Origin of the sequence: Endozoicomonas sp. ALC020, from assembly GCF_049275935.1 — a bacterium.
Taxonomy (GTDB): domain Bacteria; phylum Pseudomonadota; class Gammaproteobacteria; order Pseudomonadales; family Endozoicomonadaceae; genus Endozoicomonas_A.
The window spans coordinates 2407559-2426864 of the sequence record NZ_CP184830.1; the positions used below are offsets into that span (position 1 = coordinate 2407559).

General features: G+C 53.3%; 1 protein-coding gene. It reads left to right on the forward strand.

From position 1 onward, the window contains the following. Positions 1-210 precede the first annotated feature (210 nt). Positions 211-19266: a hypothetical protein gene (locus tag ACOJUO_RS08545; RefSeq protein ID WP_422139524.1), complete on the forward strand. Its 19056-nt coding sequence runs from the start codon at positions 211-213 to the stop codon at positions 19264-19266. Positions 19267-19306: the final 40 nt, after the last annotated feature.

Sequence of the window (19306 nt, forward strand, 5' to 3'; positions counted from 1 at the left end):
GCGAAACCAACTGGCCAGGTACTTAAGTCGTCAAAAAAACTGTTCAAAGTATTGGTTAAATAGACTGTCTTTTATTTTTTGAATTAATAAAGTTAGCTATCTATACCTACTTAATAGGGGTTGTATTTTAGATAGATCGCTTGTTTGTTTGTGACGATAAATATTTATCAAGATTTATAATTTTTAACATCATTACACAAGGGTGTAATCATGGCTGATGATAGCAGTGCCAGTAGTGAGCAGCAGTCGCAGACCTCTAGTGATTCCGAATTAAATTCAGACGTCGACACAAATCTTGAAAAAGTTCGATTTGATAAACCATCAAAATCAGTTGTCAAATCAGTGTCAGCTGATACCCAGTATCTTTTAGACTTTAATTCCGACGACGTAAAACTGGAAGTCAGGGGGCCTGACTTTGTTCTTGTCTTCCCAGATGGTGTTGAAATCACCTTGTTACTTGCGGGGGTGATGGCTGCAACAGAGCAAACACTTCAATTTAAATTCGCCGATGGCTCAGTTATCAGTGGTGATGAATTCATTTCCAAATCCAGTTTTGTTGAATCGGAAGATGTACCTGTTTCTACTCTGAAGGGACAGGAGAGTGAATCTGAAGAGGAAGAAACGCCATCAGGCAAGGAAACGGAAGAAACATCATACAGTGAAACGACTGATTCAAAGACTCAATCAAAAGCCAGCAAGGAAATAAAAAAGAATGATGAGGCGTTTAAGAAAAAACCTGTAGAAGAGGTAGAACCCCGGGATGATGATTTTACCGACACGGCGCAGGCAACCAGCACCAGCTCGTCTTCTTCGCCTCCGGTTGAAGAAGTTACTCCAACAGAAGCTGCTTCAACAACGGAAGGTACCAGTAATCTTACATTCTCGGTTTCGGTGACCAATGTCGGTTCAAGTTCTGCAGGTCAGCTCATTATTGGTGGTGGCGGCAACAACTCTTCGACCAGCCAAAGCGATCCTGAGCAGCATCTTGAGATTGAGCGCTTTGGTAGCAGCCTGGACGGAGACTCTGATGTTCAGCTCAATTACAACAGTGGCCTGGAAATTTACGGTGAAGATCCCTTACTTTTTACTGACTCATTAAACAGTAAGAATCTGGTTCTGCAGAATGATGCAAATATTAATGATATTGCAGCTATTTATGTTGAAAATATGCCCGATGGCTGGGGAGTTGCCGGTGGCGCGACTGAGGGTGACGGAAGCTGGCTGCTGCCGAGTCTGACCAATTTTATTCTGACCTACCCTACTGAAACTGACAGTCAGGTGGTGGATCTTTCCTTTAAACTGGTTCTCAAAGACGGTTCAGAAAATGAATACGTCATCCCTGTTATCCGCCGAGATGCCTCCGATCCGGGTGAACTCACTCTTTCCTCATCGGAACTTTCCCCCCTGGTACTGGATACCAGCCCAACCAGCGACAATATAACAACAGGCGACAATGATGACATCATTCACGCAGGCGTTGGTGATGACATTGTTGATGCGGCAGGTGGTGATGATTTTGTTTCCGGCGGTATGGGTGATGATCAGCTCGATGGCGGGGCGGGTTCTGACACTATTCAGTTCAGCTATGAATATGGTGCCAATACGATAGGGCCTGAAAGCGGTGTCAAAATAGACCTGGGCTCCGGGTCGGTGACTGATGACGGCTATGGCACTTCTGATGCCATTAGTAATTTTGAGAATGTCATCGGCACAATCCATGACGATACCATCACCGGTAGCGAATACATTGACGCCGACAACAGTGGTGATAATACGCTTGGCGGCCTTGCCGGCGATGATGTTATTAGCGGTTTGAGTGGCGATGACTTTCTGGTAGGTGGTGTCGGCACAGATACTCTCTTCGGCGGTGCCGGAAGTGACGTACTGGACGGTGGGGCTGATGATGACAATCTATCGGGCGGTGCGGGTACCGATATCCTGAAAGGTGGCGCCGGCGCAGACAGCCTGGACGGTGGCGCAGGTTCGGATACGGTGGATTACAGTGATGAAACCGGTTCTGTCACGGTTGATCTGGCAGGGTCGACCGCCACCGACGGCAATGGTGATACAGACACCCTGACCAATATTGAGAACATTACCGGTAGTTCCGGGGATGACCAGATTTTTGGTGATTTTGGGGCAAACGTTCTCAACGGAATGGATGGCAACGACACTGTCTCTGGTGGTGACGGAACGGACACCATAAATGGTGGTAGCGGTAACGACTACATAAACGGTAATCAGGGTGACGACCTTATTGATGGCGGTGCCAATGATGACATCATCCATGGTGGTTTTGGTAACGATACCCTCAATGGTGGTGAAGGCATTGATACGCTGGATATGGTGGGGACGGTAACCAGCCTTTTCGATACACCGGATGATATCACGATTGACCTGAGTACCTCACCGGATGGAACCGGTTCCGTTACGGTCAACAAGAGTTATGGGAGTGGCCTGTTCACTGGTGTTGATACCATCACTGGGTTTGAGAACATCACCACGGACCATGGTAATGACACTCTCACGGGGAATGATCTCGATAATGTGCTGAGCAGTGGTCGCGGCATTGACAGGCTTGATGGAGGGAATGGTCGGGATACCCTTCAGGGCGGTGCTGATGATGACACGCTAATCGGGGGCGCCGGTAATGACATTCTTGAAGGCGGTGACGGGAACGATGTCCTGGATGGTGGTTCCGGAAACGATGATCTTCGAGGAGGTGATGGCGTTGATACGGTCAGTTTTGCTGCTCTTTCCAGTGCCGTCAGTGTTGACCTCGGCGATGGCCGAATTTCCGATGATGGCCTAGGTGGCACAGATACTATTCAATCTATTGAAAATATTGAAGGTACCAATCTGACGGGGCAGGGCGACACACTGCTCGGTGATACCAGGGATAATGAAATATTCGGTCTGGACGGGGATGATACTCTGGGAGGTGGTGGGGGTACCAACAGGCTGGATGGTGGTGCCGGGAGTGATACCGTCAGTTATGGCAACGAGACCAGCGGCGTTACCGTAGACCTGGATGACACCCTGAACCCCGTTGTAACAGCGTCGGGACAGGACACGTTGATTTCCATTGAGAACCTTTCCGGTGGTTCCGGAAACGATTTTTTGAAAGGAACTTCAACTGAAAATACCCTCAGTGGCGGCAGTGGTGACGACACGCTGATGGGCCGGGGGGGTAATGATACGCTGGATGGTGGTATTAATGGCCAGACGGGTGACTGGGTCGATTACAGTGAAGCTTCGTCAGCGGTGATAGTGAACCTTTCCGGCACAGATCACACGGCTTCATACGGCATTGGTGCCAATGCTGCTATCGACGGTGACGGCGGAACCGATGCCCTGAAAAACATTGAAAATGTCACAGGCTCTGCAGGAAATGATGTTCTGATCGGCGATGAGCTGAATAACCACCTGCAGGGTGGCGACGGTAACGATACCTTCGTGGGCGGAAATGGTAGCGATATCTTCGATGGTGGCAGTGGTTCGGAGAGCGATACGGCTGACTATACGACAGTCACCGGAAATATTGTTGTTGACCTGGAAAATGATACGGCCAGCAATGATGGTTTCAATAACACTGATACCCTGACCAGTATTGAGAATGTGCTGGGAGGCTCTGGTGATGATGTTATTAGCGCCGGTACGAGTAATGAAAGTAATGTGCTCCGGGGCAATGCTGGCGAGGATCAACTGTCTGGCGGAGCAGGCACAGATATACTCGACGGCGGTGATGGTGATGACAGACTGATTGGTGGCTCCGGAGCAGATCAGCTGATCGGTGGGGATGACAATGAAACCCATGGCGATACAGTTGATTACAGTGCCGCTGCCATTGGCCTTCAGGTTGATCTGGCCAGCGGGGTGGTGGCTGATGATGGTACTGGCAGCCAGGACACTATTTCAGGCATAGAAAATGTCATAGGCGGTTCCGGTGATGACCAGCTAACCGGCAACAGTGATGCTAATACGCTGACTGGCAATGCCGGTGATGATGTCCTCAATGGCGGCGGGGGCGAAGACACCCTGCTGGGAGGGGATGGTGACGACCGGCTGACCGGCGGCAGTGGCAATGACACTCTCAATGGTGGCATCCAGACAGCCAATGGTGATACAGCCGATTACAGTGCTGACTCAACCGATCTGAATGCGGATCTGGATACCGGTATTGCCAGCAGCACGCTCAGTGGCAGTGACACATTGGTAGGTATTGAAAATATCACTGGCGGCAGCAGTGATGACCGCCTGCTGGGGGACAGTTCCGATAACCAGCTGTCGGGCGGTGCCGGGGACGATGTGCTCACTGGCAGGGGAGGCAGCGACACACTGGATGGTGGCACCGGGAGTGATACCGCTGACTATTCTGCAAGCACCGGCATTGTTACTGTTGCTCTGGATGGCTCATTAACCAATACCAACGGCATTGATGCTAGCACGGATACCCTGATTGATATTGAGAATGTTACTGGCGGCAGCAACAACGACAGGCTGGTGGGCAATAGCGATAACAACCTGCTTAGCGGCAATGCCGGTGACGACCTGCTCCGTGGTGGTGCCGGTAATGACACTTTCTATGGAGAGACAGAAGCTGCGGGAGTTAATCCTGGCAGTCAGGACACGGATACCGTCAGCTATTCACTGGCAGCGGCAGGGGTCAGTGTTGATCTCGCTGCCAATTCAGCCAGCGATGATGGCGACGGTGGCAGCGATCAGTTGTATGGCATTGAGAATATAACGGGCAGTAATGCTCAGGATAATATCAGTGGTGATGCCGGGGACAATGAGCTTAAAGGTGAAGGAGGCGATGATATCCTTGCCGGTGGTGGCGGTGATGACGTTCTTGATGGCGGCAGTGGAACGGCTGACCAAGCGAATTACAGCAATGCAGCCAATAGCATCAGTGTAGATCTGGCTGCTGGCCAGGCTCTGGATGATGGGGATAGCGGTACCGATACCCTGATCGCCATCGAAAATGTCACTGGCAGTGATCAAAATGACGATATCCGGGGCTCTTCAGATGCCAATACCCTGAGCGGGGGGGATGGTGACGACCTGCTCTTCGGTGGTGCCGGTAATGACGTTCTTGATGGAGAAAGCGGCGCTGATACCGTGACCTATGACGACTACGGTCGTTCGGTTATCGCAACGCTTGCAGATGCTGGTGATGGCCAGGCAACGGATGCCGGTGGAACGGAAACCGATACCCTCCGCAACATCGAAAACATAACAGGTAGCAGCAGTTATGGCGATACGCTGACCGGTAACAGCAGTGACAATGTTCTGTCCGGCAATGGTGGCGATGACATTCTCAGTGGCGGTGCAGGTGCCGACACGCTAAAGGGCGATGACGGCAATGACACGCTTTCTGGTGGTATCGGGGCGGATAATTTCGATGGTGGTGCGGACGTGGATACGGTCACTTATGCCGGAGTCTCCGTTGGCGTCACTGCTAACCTTCGGACTGGCCTCGGTAACGACGGTAGCGGTAGTAGTGAAACCTACAGCAATATCGAGAACCTGATCGGGGGCAGCAGTGACGATACCCTGACCGGAACTGACAGCTCCTCCCAGGGCAACGAACTCTCTGGCGGAGCCGGTGACGACGCTCTGACTGGCGGTGCGGGTAACGACATTCTGGATGGTGGCAGTCATGGTGTAGCCGGCGACACGGTTGTCTTCAGTGATGGCAGTAGTGGTGTCACGGCCAGTCTGGTTGATGGCCAGGCCACTGATAGCGAGGGCGGCCAGGACGTTCTGCAGAACATTGAAAATTTAACCGGTACCAGCAGCGATGACAGTCTGACCGGTGACGCATTAGACAACGTGCTTAGTGGTAATGCCGGTACAGATACATTGCTCGGTAATGGCGGTGATGACACCCTCAATGGTGGTAATGACAACGATATCCTGGTGGGTGGGGCCGGTGCAGATACCCTCAATGGCGGAGCGGGCAGTGACACGGCGGATTACAGTGACAACACCAGCATTGTTACGGTTGACCTGTCACAGGCGAGTAACAAGGTGACTGAAGGCGGGTTCATTACCGATATCCTGAACGACATCGAAAATGTTACCGGCGGCTCCAACAATGACACCCTGAGAGGTGATGATGATGCCAATGTCTTGACCGGCGGGGACGGTGACGACCTGCTGGTGGGTGGCCGTGATGACGATGAGCTGGTCGGCGGTGATGGTATTGACACGGTGGACTACGGTACCAGTAATCAGGCTGTCACCGTGAACCTGAACCTTGGCACTGCGTCTGATGGCTTTGGTTCCTCGGATACATTGAGTGGCATTGAAAAAGTTATTGGCAGCGACCATGACGATAGCCTGACCGGAAATAACGATGATAATGAGCTGTCTGGTGGTCTGGGCAGTGACAGCCTCGTGGGTGGGGGCGGCAATGATATCTTCCGTGGCGGCAGTGACGGTGCCAGTGAGAACACTGTTGATTATACCGATGCGGCAGCCGCTGTAACCGCGAGCCTGACGGACGGTACAGCGACAGACGATGGTGATGGTGGCCAGGATACCTTCCACGATATCGATAATATTCGGGGTAGCAGCCACGACGATGTGATCATCGGCGACGCTAACGTCAATGATCTTTATGGGGGAGCAGGGGATGACACCCTGACAGGACGGGCAGGCAATGACCGTCTGGAAGGTGGGGGCAACACGGCGGTGGGCGATACCGCCGACTACTCTCTGGCGGCCAGTGCAGTCACTGTCGATTTGTCTATCGGCAAGGCGACGGATGACGGTGATGGTGGTGGTCAGGATGACCTGATCGGGATAGAGAATGTTACCGGCAGCGACGGTAATGATGTGCTGACAGGTGACACGGCTGCCAACAGGCTGCAGGGTGGCGAAGGTGACGACAGTCTGAAAGGCGGACAGGGTGATGATTCCCTTGAGGGCGGTGACGGCTCCGATACGCTGGTAGGAGGAGAGGGAGTTGACACCATCGACGGTGGCACGGGTGTGGACACGCTCAGTTACGCTTCTGATCAGGACACCAACAGCGACGGTATGGGTGTGGTAGTCGATCTCTCTGCTGACCAAGCCACCGATGGCAGTGGTGCTACTGATAGCGTCACTAATATTGAAAATGTCACCGGCAGTGACTTTAAGGACACCCTGACCGGTGATGCCAATGCTAATACCCTGGCTGGCGGCCTTGGCGATGATACTCTGGCCGGTGGTGCCGGAGCAGATACACTGGATGGCGGAACTGAGGGTAGCGACGGCGATACAGCGGATTACACCGATGCATTGGGGGTTGTTACAGCAGACCTGTCAGGCGCAAACGATACGGCCATTGTTGATGGCGATGCCACTGATACCCTGATCAGTATTGAAAATATCACCGGCAGCCAGTTTGCCGACACGCTGACCGGTGATAACAATGCCAATACTCTGCTGGGCAATGGTGGTGATGACACCCTGATGGGGGGGCAGGGAGAGGACATACTGGCCGGTGGTGCCGACAACGACACACTGGACGGGGGATTGGATGCTGACACCCTCAGGGGAGAAGCGGGCGAGGATACCCTGGTCGGTAATGAGGGTGACGATATCCTGGAAGGCGGTGACGATGCAGACCGCCTTGAAGGCGGCACAGGTGCCGACCAGTTGCGAGGCGGCGCTGGCATTGATACCGCCGTATACAGCAATGATGCCAGCGGTATTACTGTGAACCTTGCTGATGCCGCGCCCAATGCCACCGACGGTTCAGGAGCTACGGATACCCTGGACAGCATCGAGAATATTGTCGGCAGTGCCAGTGCTGACAGTATTACCGGTGACAGCCAGGTCAACCTGCTTCAGGGGGGCAGTGGTGACGATACGCTGCGTGGTGGCGATGGCGACGATACCCTTCAGGGGGAAAATGATGCCGACACGCTCTTTGGTGATGCGGGCGATGACACTCTGGAAGGCGGTGGTGGCGACGATACCCTTGATGGCGGCCTCGGCAGTGACAGCCTCGACGGCGGTAGCGGTAATGACACTGTTGATTACAGTCTGATGTCCGCCAGTGTGGTGGCGGATATTTCCGGTAGTGTCGATACGGTCACCATTGGCAGCGACACCGATACCCTGACCAGTATTGAGAATATTAACGGCAGTGATCACTACGATACGCTGACGGGTGACGGCGGTGTCAATATCCTGCAGGGCAATGATGGTAACGATACCCTGAGCGGCAATGACGGTGCCGACCAGCTATTCGGTAACGAGGGTGATGACACCCTGCAAGGCGGCAGTGGCAGTGATACTCTCAATGGCGGTGCTAACGGGGAAACCAACGGTGATACGGTTGACTACAGCAGTCATAGTCGTGCAGTAACGGTTGATCTTGACAGCGGTACTGCCACCGATGGAACTGCCGATACTGACACCCTTGTCGATATTGAAAACATCACAGGCAGCGGGCTGGGTGATACCCTGACCGGCGATATTCACGACAACCTCATAGCAGGCAGCGGTGGTAGCGATACCATCGACGGCAATAGCGGTGATGACTACCTTCAGGGGGGCAGTGGCAATGACGTTCTCATTGGTGGCCTCGGCAGCGATACCCTTGATGGTGGCACCGAAACGGACACGGCGGACTTCAGCGCGGCTATTGGTTCGGTCAATGCCAACCTGTCTTCCGGCACTCCTCAGGCGTCAGTGAGTGGCGACGCCACGGACACACTGATTAGCATTGAAAATCTGCGAGGCAGTAATCAGGCCGATACCTTAACCGGCGATAACAACGCCAATGATCTTCATGGCGGTCAGGACAACGATACCCTGACTGGCAACGGTGGCGTTGATCGGCTCTATGGTGAAAGTGGTGATGACACCTTGGTCGGTGGCGATGGTGCGGATACTCTCGATGGTGGTAGTGGTGGTGAATCGGCAGGGGATACGGCAGATTACAGCGCCCGAAATACGGCGGTGACCATCAATCTTCAGAACCAGTCCCTGAACGATGACGGTAGTGGTGCTCAGGACACTCTGGTGGATATAGAGAACGTCACCGGTGGCAGTGCCGACGATACGCTCACGGGGGATGCCGCAGACAATGTGCTGACCGGGGGCGGCGGCGATGACATTCTGGTAGGCGGTGGCGGTCAGGATCGGCTGGTAGGCAGCGGCGGTTCTGATGTGGATACGGTGGATTACATTGGTGCTGCTGGTGCCGTGGTAGCTGACCTGTCCAACTCGCAAGCTAGTGATGATGGTGATGGCAGTTCTGATGATTTGATTGATATTGAGAACCTGATCGGTAGTAACAACGGAGACTCCCTGACCGGTGATGCTGAGGCCAACAAGCTTGAAGGGGGTGCCGGTGACGACACGCTGAAGGGTATGGGTGGCAACGATGTTCTGGAAGGGGGGGCGGATAACGACACCCTCAGTGGTGGGGCTGGCACTGACAATCTCATAGGTGGTATAGGTACCGATACGGCAGATTACAGTGATGCCCAGTCCGGAGTGACGGTTGATCTTTCCGCAGCCTCGAACCAGACTTCTGACGACGGTGATTCTTCCAGCGATACCCTGGACAGCGTTGAGAATGTTACAGGCAGCCTGAATAACGACACACTGACGGGAGATAACCAGAATAATATTCTGAGCGGGCTGGATGGCAGCGACATCCTGTCTGGCGGAGGCGGGGCGGATACTCTCGAAGGCGGCAATAACGACGATACCCTGCGTGGTGATAGCGGTAACGACGCGCTGAAAGGGGGCAACGGGAGCGATACCGCTGATTACAGCGGAGTCACCGGCAGCGTCACTGCCAGTCTGTTAAATAAGCAGGTCTCCGACGATGGCGATGGTGGTCAGGATACTCTGGACAGTATTGAGAACCTTATTGGTGGTACGCTCGGCGATAACCTGGCGGGTGATAACCAGAATAATCGGCTGGAAGGTCGTGAAGGAAGCGATGTTCTCAGGGGCGGCCTGGGTGATGATGTATTGATTGGTGGCGATGATGCTGGTACGACTGACCGGGCAGATTATGATGATGCCTCGGCTGGTGTCACCGTTAACCTGACCACAGGCAATGCATCGGGCGCCAATGGTAATGACACTCTGAATGGCATTGAGGATATCAAGGGCAGCAACCACGATGACACACTGACCGGAGACAGTGCAGCTAATGTTCTGGAGGGGCTGGACGGCATCGACATCCTCTATGGTGAAGGTGCAGACGATACGCTCTATGGTGGTAACCAGAACGACACTATTTTCGGCGGTGACGGTAGCGACACCATTCGTGGCGAGGATGACAATGACACGATCAGCGGAGGTGCCGGAAACGATGATCTGGATGGTGGCGCTGATTTTGACACTCTGGATTACACTGACCACACCAATAACCTGACCGTAGACCTGAACAACTCCACGGTTAACGCCGGCTCCAACAATACCGATACCATCAGCAATTTTGAAGCGGTCATTACTGGCAGCGGTGACGATACACTGACCGGGACAGCGGATGCCAATACCCTCAGGGGGAATGTCGGCAATGATACTTTGACCGGTGGCGATGGTGCCGATTCTCTCGAAGGCGGAACCGGCAATGACGTGTTTATTGAGGGGGGTGGCAGCGACATTATCGATGGCGGCGATGATATTGATACTGTGGATTACAGCTTGCTGGGTTCAGGTCAGTCAGTTCAGGCAACACTGGTTCTGGGAGGGGACGGCTCGGCTGTGTCGGGATCTGACACCGATACGCTTCGTAATATTGAGAACATCATTGGTTCTGATGCGGCGGATACCCTTACAGGGAGTAGCGCAGATAACCAGCTATCCGGTGGTTCGGGGAACGATACGCTGACCGGTGCTGCGGGCGATGACACACTTGATGGCGGTGATGATACCGACACCGTTGATTATTCCGCAAATACCAATGCCCAGGCCGTTGTTATTGATCTGGCCAACCAGGCTATTAACGATGATGGTCTGGGAGGCAGTGATACCCTGAGCAATATCGAGATTATCCAGCTTGGTGCAGGAAATGATGTCGCCACAGGCGATAGTCATAACAATGAATTTTACGGCAACGACGGCACCGATACCCTCAGTGGGGCCGATGGTGATGACCAGCTCTACGGTGGTAATAAGGATGACATCTTGCGGGGTGGTGCAGGAACCGACTTACTGGATGGCGGTTTGGGTACTGACACAGTGGATTACACTGATGCCACCGCAGCCGTTGAAGTGGACCTCTCCGCAAACCGAGCCAAAGAGCAGGGTATCCTCACAGACACGTTTAATGATATCGAAAATATCTTGTCCGGTGATCACAATGACACTCTTATCGGCGATGGCGACGTCAACCGCATAGAAGGTGGAGCGGGTGATGACAGTATTACTGGCAATGCCGGTAATGACCAGCTGTTTGGTGATGACGGCGCAGATACCTTCTACGAAGGTGCAGGCAGCGATACCATCGATGGTGGCTTGGGTATTGATACGGTGGATTACAGCTCGGTATCAGGTGTTGAGCTGACGGTTGATCTTGATGGTGGCTCAGGTTCGGGGTCTGCCGTATTCAGTGGCGGCAATTCAGATGTTGATACCCTGGTTGATATTGAAAATATCGTCGGAACTGACAATAACGATACCATTACCGGAAGCAGCGAAGTTAATGAACTGGATGGTGGCGATGGTGATGACTGGCTGGTGGGTGAAGCTGGCAATGATACCCTCAGAGGCGGTGGTGGCACGGATACCGCCGACTACAGCTACCAGACCAATAACGTCCTGATTAATCTGGCAGACGATACCAATAATAATGATGGTCATGGTGATCGGGACAGTCTTGTTGATGTTGAGAATATCGTCAGTGGCTCCGGTAACGACACTCTGACCGGTGATTCTGCCAACAATACGCTTGATGGCGGGGCAGGCGATGATACTCTGTCTGGCGGCTCTGGCAACGACACCCTTACCGGTAATCTTGGCAGTGACACGGCGGATTATCGGGACGCTGTATCCAGCCTGACGATTGATCTTTCTGCTGGCGCTCCGATCAATGATACTCTGGGCGGTCAGGATACTCTCCAGTCCATTGAAAACCTGATGGGCGGTGACCATGCCGATTCGCTGACCGGCGACAGCATCAGTAATGTTCTCTGGGGGGGAGATGATAACGATACCCTGAATGGACTGGGAGGCGCCGATACTCTGGAAGGGCAGGAGGGTAATGATACCCTCGATGGGGGAGATCTTGACGACACCCTCAGAGGCGGTAATGGCGACGATACGCTGATCGGTGGTTCAGGTAATGACAATCTGCAGGGTGATGCCGGGACTGATACCGCAGATTACAGTGCTCAGACTCAGTCTGTCACCATCAACCTTCTTGATCAGTCACAAAACAACGATGGCCAAAGTGGCCAGGACACCCTCTCTAATATTGAAAACCTTTCTGGCGGCAGTAACGACGACACGCTGACCGGTGATAATGCCGACAATACGATTCGTGGCAATGCCGGTAACGATACCCTCAGTGGCAGTGGCGGTGCTGATCAGCTCATAGGTGATGCGGGTGATGATACCCTGCGAGGCGGTGCTGGCAACGACACCCTTGATGGTGGTCAGGGTGCCGGAGATACGGCAGATTACACAGGGCATGGCAGTGCTGTCACGGTAACACTGACCAGTGGCGGTGCCGGCAGCGGTACAGCCACTGATGCCGCCACCAGTGACATCGATACTCTGGCGGGTATCGAAAACCTCACCGGCAGCAGTAATGATGACACATTAACCGGTAATGACCTTGCCAACACTCTTCATGGCGGTGACGGTGCGGATACCTTGATCGGTGGAGACGGCGCAGATACCCTGCGTGGCGGCGATGAGACAACCGATAACAGCCTGAATGATACTGCCGATTACAGCGGCGCCTCCGGAGCCCTGACCATTGACCTGGCCAATGAAGAAGCCACCGATGATGGCTACGGCAACCGTGATGCAGTGATCGATATCGAAAGAGTAGTTGGCACTGCTTATGATGATTCGATTCGGGGGGATGCTGAAAGTAACCAACTCACCGGCGGTAACGGCAACGATACGTTTTATGGTGCTGGAGGGGTTGATACGTTTATCGGCGACGCTGGCACTGATACTGCCGATTACAGCGATGCCGGTAGTGCTGTCAATGTGAACCTGCTTAATGGAGTAGCTACCGACGATGGCGATGGTGCCAATGACGTACTCACAGGCATTGAGAATGTTATTGGCTCTGCCAACGCTGACACCATAGAGGGTGATACTCAGGCGAACCAACTGGAAGGTGGCGATGGCGCCGATACTCTGACCGGTGGTGATGGCGATGACGTGTTGCTGGGTCAGGACGGTGACGACATTCTTGAAGGGGGCCTTGGTGCTGACACACTTGATGGTGGGCTGGGTAATGACCGGGTGGATTACAGCGCCTTCGCCGGAGCACTGACTATTGACCGCTCAGGAGGCGGAAATAGTTTTCAGGTCGATCTCGGTGGTGGCAATGTTGATACCCTGACCAGCATTGAAGACCTGGTGCTGGGTGCGGGTGATGACCATATCATCGGTGATAGTGGAGACAACCGTTATGACGGTGGAATAGGTAATGACAAACTGGAAGGCAGGGGTGGAAACGATACCCTCAACGGCGATGAAGGCGATGACACCATCAGCGGAGGCAGTGGCAGTGACACTCTCGATGGCGGTGAAAGCGCCAGCGATAACGATACCCTGGATTATTCTGACAATACCACAGGCCTGACGGTTGACCTGGGTTCGTCTTCGGTGGTGGACGGGGCCGATACTGACACCATTGCCAATTTTGAATCTGTGCTGGGTGGTTCCGGTGATGACATCCTGACAGGTACCGCAGAAGTCAATATTCTGGATGGTCAGGACGGTGATGACATTCTTTATGGCAAGGCCGGTGCCGATACCCTGAGGGGCGGAAACCACAGCAGTAACGGTGATACCGCTGATTACAGTACCCATGGCAGCGCAGTCACGGCTACGCTGACTGCCAACGGTAACGGAACAGCTAACGATGGTACCGATACCGACAATCTGGAAGGTATAGAGAACATCAGCGGCAGTGCTTATGGCGATACCCTGACCGGTGATAACAATGCCAATACCCTCAATGGTAATGCTGGTATTGATACCATTAATGCCGGTGGTGCAGCAGATACAGTCAATGGTGGTGATGGTGCGGACATAATTGATGGTGGTGCCGGTGCGGACACACTTCATGGGGACGCTGATGGTGACACTGTCAGTGGTGGCGATGACAACGATACCCTCTTCGGCGATGCTGGCAATGACACTCTTAATGGCGATGCCGGGGATGACACTCTTTATGGTGGAACCGGTGACGATACCTTGGATGGAGGCAGTCATTCCAGCAATGGTGATACCGCCGATTACAGCGGCAAGTCGGCAATCACTGTTGATATGAACCTGGGCAGTAACCAGGTCAGTAATGACGGTGAAGGTGGTCAGGACACGCTGCTTAATATTGAAACTATTATCGGTACTTCCAACAACGACAGCATGACCGGCAATGCTGACAGCCACCGGTTTGAAGGGGGCGGCGGCGATGACAGCCTCTCAGGTGGCGGTGGCGATGATGAGCTGGTTGGCGGTGATGGCAACGATACCATTGACGGTGATGCGGATAACGATGATATCGAGGGTAATGCCGATAACGACATCCTGACAGGGGGTCAGGGTGAAGATTTCCTCAAGGGTGGCACAGGTCAGGATACTCTTTCAGGTGGAACCGAGAATGACACGCTCTGGGGTGAAGACGGTGATGACACTCTTGATGGGGGCGGCGGTGATGACTCCATCAACGGTGGGGCAGGAACCGATACCCTGTTATTAACCGGGGCAACACAAGCGGTCAATATTGATCTTCAGGCCGGTACGGCAACCAACGATGGCTATGGTACCAGCGACTCCAGTATTACCAATATTGAGAATGTTACGCTTGGCGCTAACGGTGGCGTCGTCACGGGTAGTGCCGATGATAATGTGCTGACCGGAAGCACTGGAGTCGATCAGTTCCATGGCGGTAGCGGCAATGACAGGCTGGAGGGCCATGACAACGATGACCTGCTCTACGGAGATGCCGGTCAGGACACGCTGTATGGTGGTGCCGGAGCAGATACCCTTGAAGGGGGTACGGAAAATGACACCCTCTATGGCGAGGCAGGCAATGATACGTTGCGTGGCGATGCCGGTCAGGATCAGCTCTTTGGCGGTGTCGGCAATGATACCCTGGAGGGGGGGAATGACGACGATACCCTCGAAGGTGGCGCCGATGACGATACCCTCCACGGTGGTGACAACAATGACACGCTGCGTGGAGAGGCCGGTGCTGATCAGCTCAACGGTGACGCTGGTGATGATGTGCTTGAAGGAGGGGATGGCATTGATACCCTTAACGGCGGTGATAATGACGATACCCTGCGAGGAGGAGCGGGAGGCGACACGCTGAACGGGGATTCCGGTGATGACACCCTGGTTGGCGGAGCTGGTAATGACAGTCTCGACGGTGGTGTCGGCACAGCGGACTGGGCCGATTACAGCGACGCTATCGGTGATGTTACCGCTGATCTCAGCGACCTGGTTGGCACCAATGCCGAAGATGGCCAGGGTTTCAGCGATACTCTCGTAAATATTGAAAATATCCGTGGTGGTGCCCATTCTGACGACCTGACAGGGGACGCCAACGCCAATCACCTGGTGGGTAATGGCGATAATGATACCTTGTCCGGTAGTGATGGTGCGGATCATCTGGAAGGCGGTGACGGCAATGATTATCTGACGGGCGGTGCCGGTGCCGATACGCTGGATGGCGGTGAAGAGGTCGGAGACAATGATACCGTTGACTATGCCAGTGAAAGCTCGGCAGTCACCGTAGATCTGTCCAGTGTTTTACAGACGGCAACCGTCAGCGCGGTGACAGACACCCTGTCCGGTATTGAAAGTGTGGTCGGAGGCAGTGGTGACGACATTCTCACCGGTAACGGCGACACCAATGTATTGCAAGGCAATATGGGTCAGGACACGATTGAGGGTGGTGCCGGTGATGATACGCTGCAAGGTGGTGCTGATAATGACACCATCAATGGTGGTCTGGGCGATGACACTATTGACGGTGGCAGTGGTAATAATGACCTGCTTGACCTGAGCATGGCAACCCACACCATTAACCTTAACCTAGGTAATGGAAGCGCCACTCAGGATGGTTATGGCTCATCCGATAGCAGTATCACCGGGATTGAAGACGTTACCGGAGGTGGTCAGGCCGATGATATTACCGGCAATGCTTTGGCCAATATTCTGCGTGGAGGGGGGGATGCTGATCTTCTGAAAGGTGGTTTTGGCAACGATACTCTCTATGGTGACAGTGGTGCAGACACGCTGCAAGGCAACGCCGGTGACGATGACATATATGGGGGTACCGGTAATGATACGGTCAGCTACGCTGACGGTGGTGCGGTTAATGTCAATCTGAGCACTGGCATAGCCACCGGCAATGGCACCGATAACCTTTACGAGATCGAAAATATTACCGGCAGTTTCTCCGACGATACGCTGACAGGTGACAGTGGCGATAATACCCTCGATGGCAGCTCGGGAGACGACATACTGATCGGTGGTGCCGGTAATGATGTGCTGGAGGGAGGAACTCACAGCAGTCTGGGTGATACGGTTGATTACAGTGGCGCTACCAGTGGCGTGACCGCTAATCTGACCAGTGAGACAGGCAGTAGCGTTGATCAGGGCACCGATACCTTGAAGAATATTGAAAATATTATTGGCAGTAGTCAAAACGACGCACTGACCGGCAGCAGTGTCAGCAATTCGATCAATGCGGGTACCGGCGCAGACACCATTTATGGCAGTGATGGTAACGATACTCTTGATGGTGGTGGCGACAGTGACACGGTGGATTACAACACATCCCACTTCAACAACTCTGGTAGTGGTTTAACCATCACTCTTAACGGTTCTGCCAACGGCACTTCTGTTCATGGTAGTGATACTGACACGCTCAAAAATATTGAAAATGCCACTGGCTCCGGTAACGCCGATACCCTGATCGGAGACAGTGGCAATAATACCCTCAATGGTATGGCTGGCGACGATATTCTGGAAGCAGGCACCGGGACAGACACTCTCGATGGTGGCACAGGTTCTGATACTGCGGATTACAGTCGTCATGCTAATTCCGGTATCACGGTTGTGCTCAATGGCAGCGCTAACGGTACCGTCAATGATGGCACTGATACAGACACTCTTCGCAACATCGAAAATATTATTGCCACAGATGGCGCCGATACCATCACGGGTGATGATGAGGACAATACCATTAACGCCGGTGATCAGAATGACACGATCCACTCAAGTAATGGTACCGACATTCTGGATGGTGGCAGCGGCACGGATACTATCAACTACAGTACTAACAGCAGTGGTGTGACCGTCACTCTGGCTGGCGCATCTGATGGCTCAGTAGCCAAGGGTGGTAATACCGATACTGTCCGTAATGTGGAAAATGTCGTTGGTACTGCTTTTATCGATACCATGACCGGTGACAGCAACAGCAATAGTCTCAGTGGTGCTGGTGGCAACGATATATTCTATGGCAGCGGTGGCAACGATATTCTGGATGGCGGGACAGATACTGACACCGTGGATTACTCGGCGGATACTGGCGGTGTCATTGTCACTCTGGCCGAAACCGGCAACGACGGTACAGCCACCACTTCTGCGGGCACGGACACCCTTCGTGAGATCGAAAATATTATTGGCGGTAGCGGGGACGATTTGCTCATCGGTAACACTGCCAGCAACGACCTTGATGGTGGTGCCGGTGATGACACGCTTCGCGGTGGTGCCGGTGCTGATATGCTTGATGGCGGTGATGACATTGATACTGTTGATTACAGTCAGGATTCAGGTGCAGTTTTTGTTAATTTAACAGGAGGAAATGCCACAGATGGTAGCGGTGGCATCGATACGTTGACAGATATCGAAAACATTACTGGCTCCGACAATGCATTAGGCGACCAGCTGTATGGTGATGCGTCAGCCAACACCATCAACGGGGGAGATGGAGGAGATACTATTTTCGGTGGTGCGGGTGCTGACACCATTAACGGGGGAGACGGCGACGACAACATTAACGGTAATCAGGACGATGACACCATTACGGGTGGCGCTGGCGATGACATCATCCACGGTGGCTTCGGAAACGATAAATTAGATGGCGGAGCTAATACTGCGGCGGGCGATACGCTGGATATGGTGGGTAACGTCACCGGACCTGGTGACACACCGGATGATATTACTGTCGACCTCTCTGCCACTGCAGATGCTGATGGTTACATCACAGTCAACAAAAGTTATGGTGGCGGAGCCTCTACCGGTAATGACAAGGTCAAGGGTTTTGAGAATGTCACTACCGACCACGGCAACGATACCCTGATTGGTGACAGCGCCAACAATATTCTGAACAGTGGTAGCGGTAATGACACACTCCGGGGTGGAAACGGAAGCGATACTCTCATTGCCGGTTCCGGCAACGATATTCTGGAGGGTGGTGCCGGGGCCGACATACTGAACGGCGGGGACGATGAGGATACTGTTGATTACAGCAGTGAATCCAGCGGCGTCACGGTTAACCTGGACACTGGCGTGGCCACCGACGGTGGCGGCAGTAACGACACCCTGACCAGTATCGAGAAGGTGCTGGGCTCCAGCAGTGGAGATAATCTCACCGCCTCCAGCACGATAGCTAACGTACTGGAAGGTAATGCGGGTAACGACACCCTAACGGGCTTTGCTGCTGATCAGCTTATTGGCGGAGCTGGTGACGACACTCTCAATATTGATCTGGCAGCCCTGCAAAACAGCGCCACACAGGTAGATGGTGGAGCTGACAGCGACACGCTCAGTCTTAATAACGGTGGCAGTTGGGATCTGGGTAATTACACCAGCCTTATCGATAATTTTGAAAAAATTGATTTCAACGGAGGAAGTGCCGATACCATCACTATCTCAATGGATGATGTCGGTGCACTTTCCGGAAGTAACAGCCTGACCATTGATGTTGATAGCAGTGATGGTATTACTGTGAATGATTCGACCAGCAGTGATACCAGTGATGCCAGTCAGCACATTTACCATGACAACAGTAGCAATACCATAACAGTCAACTTCCTCTGATGGATTCAGGCCAGTAGGTTCAGAGGGCGCCAGGATAAAT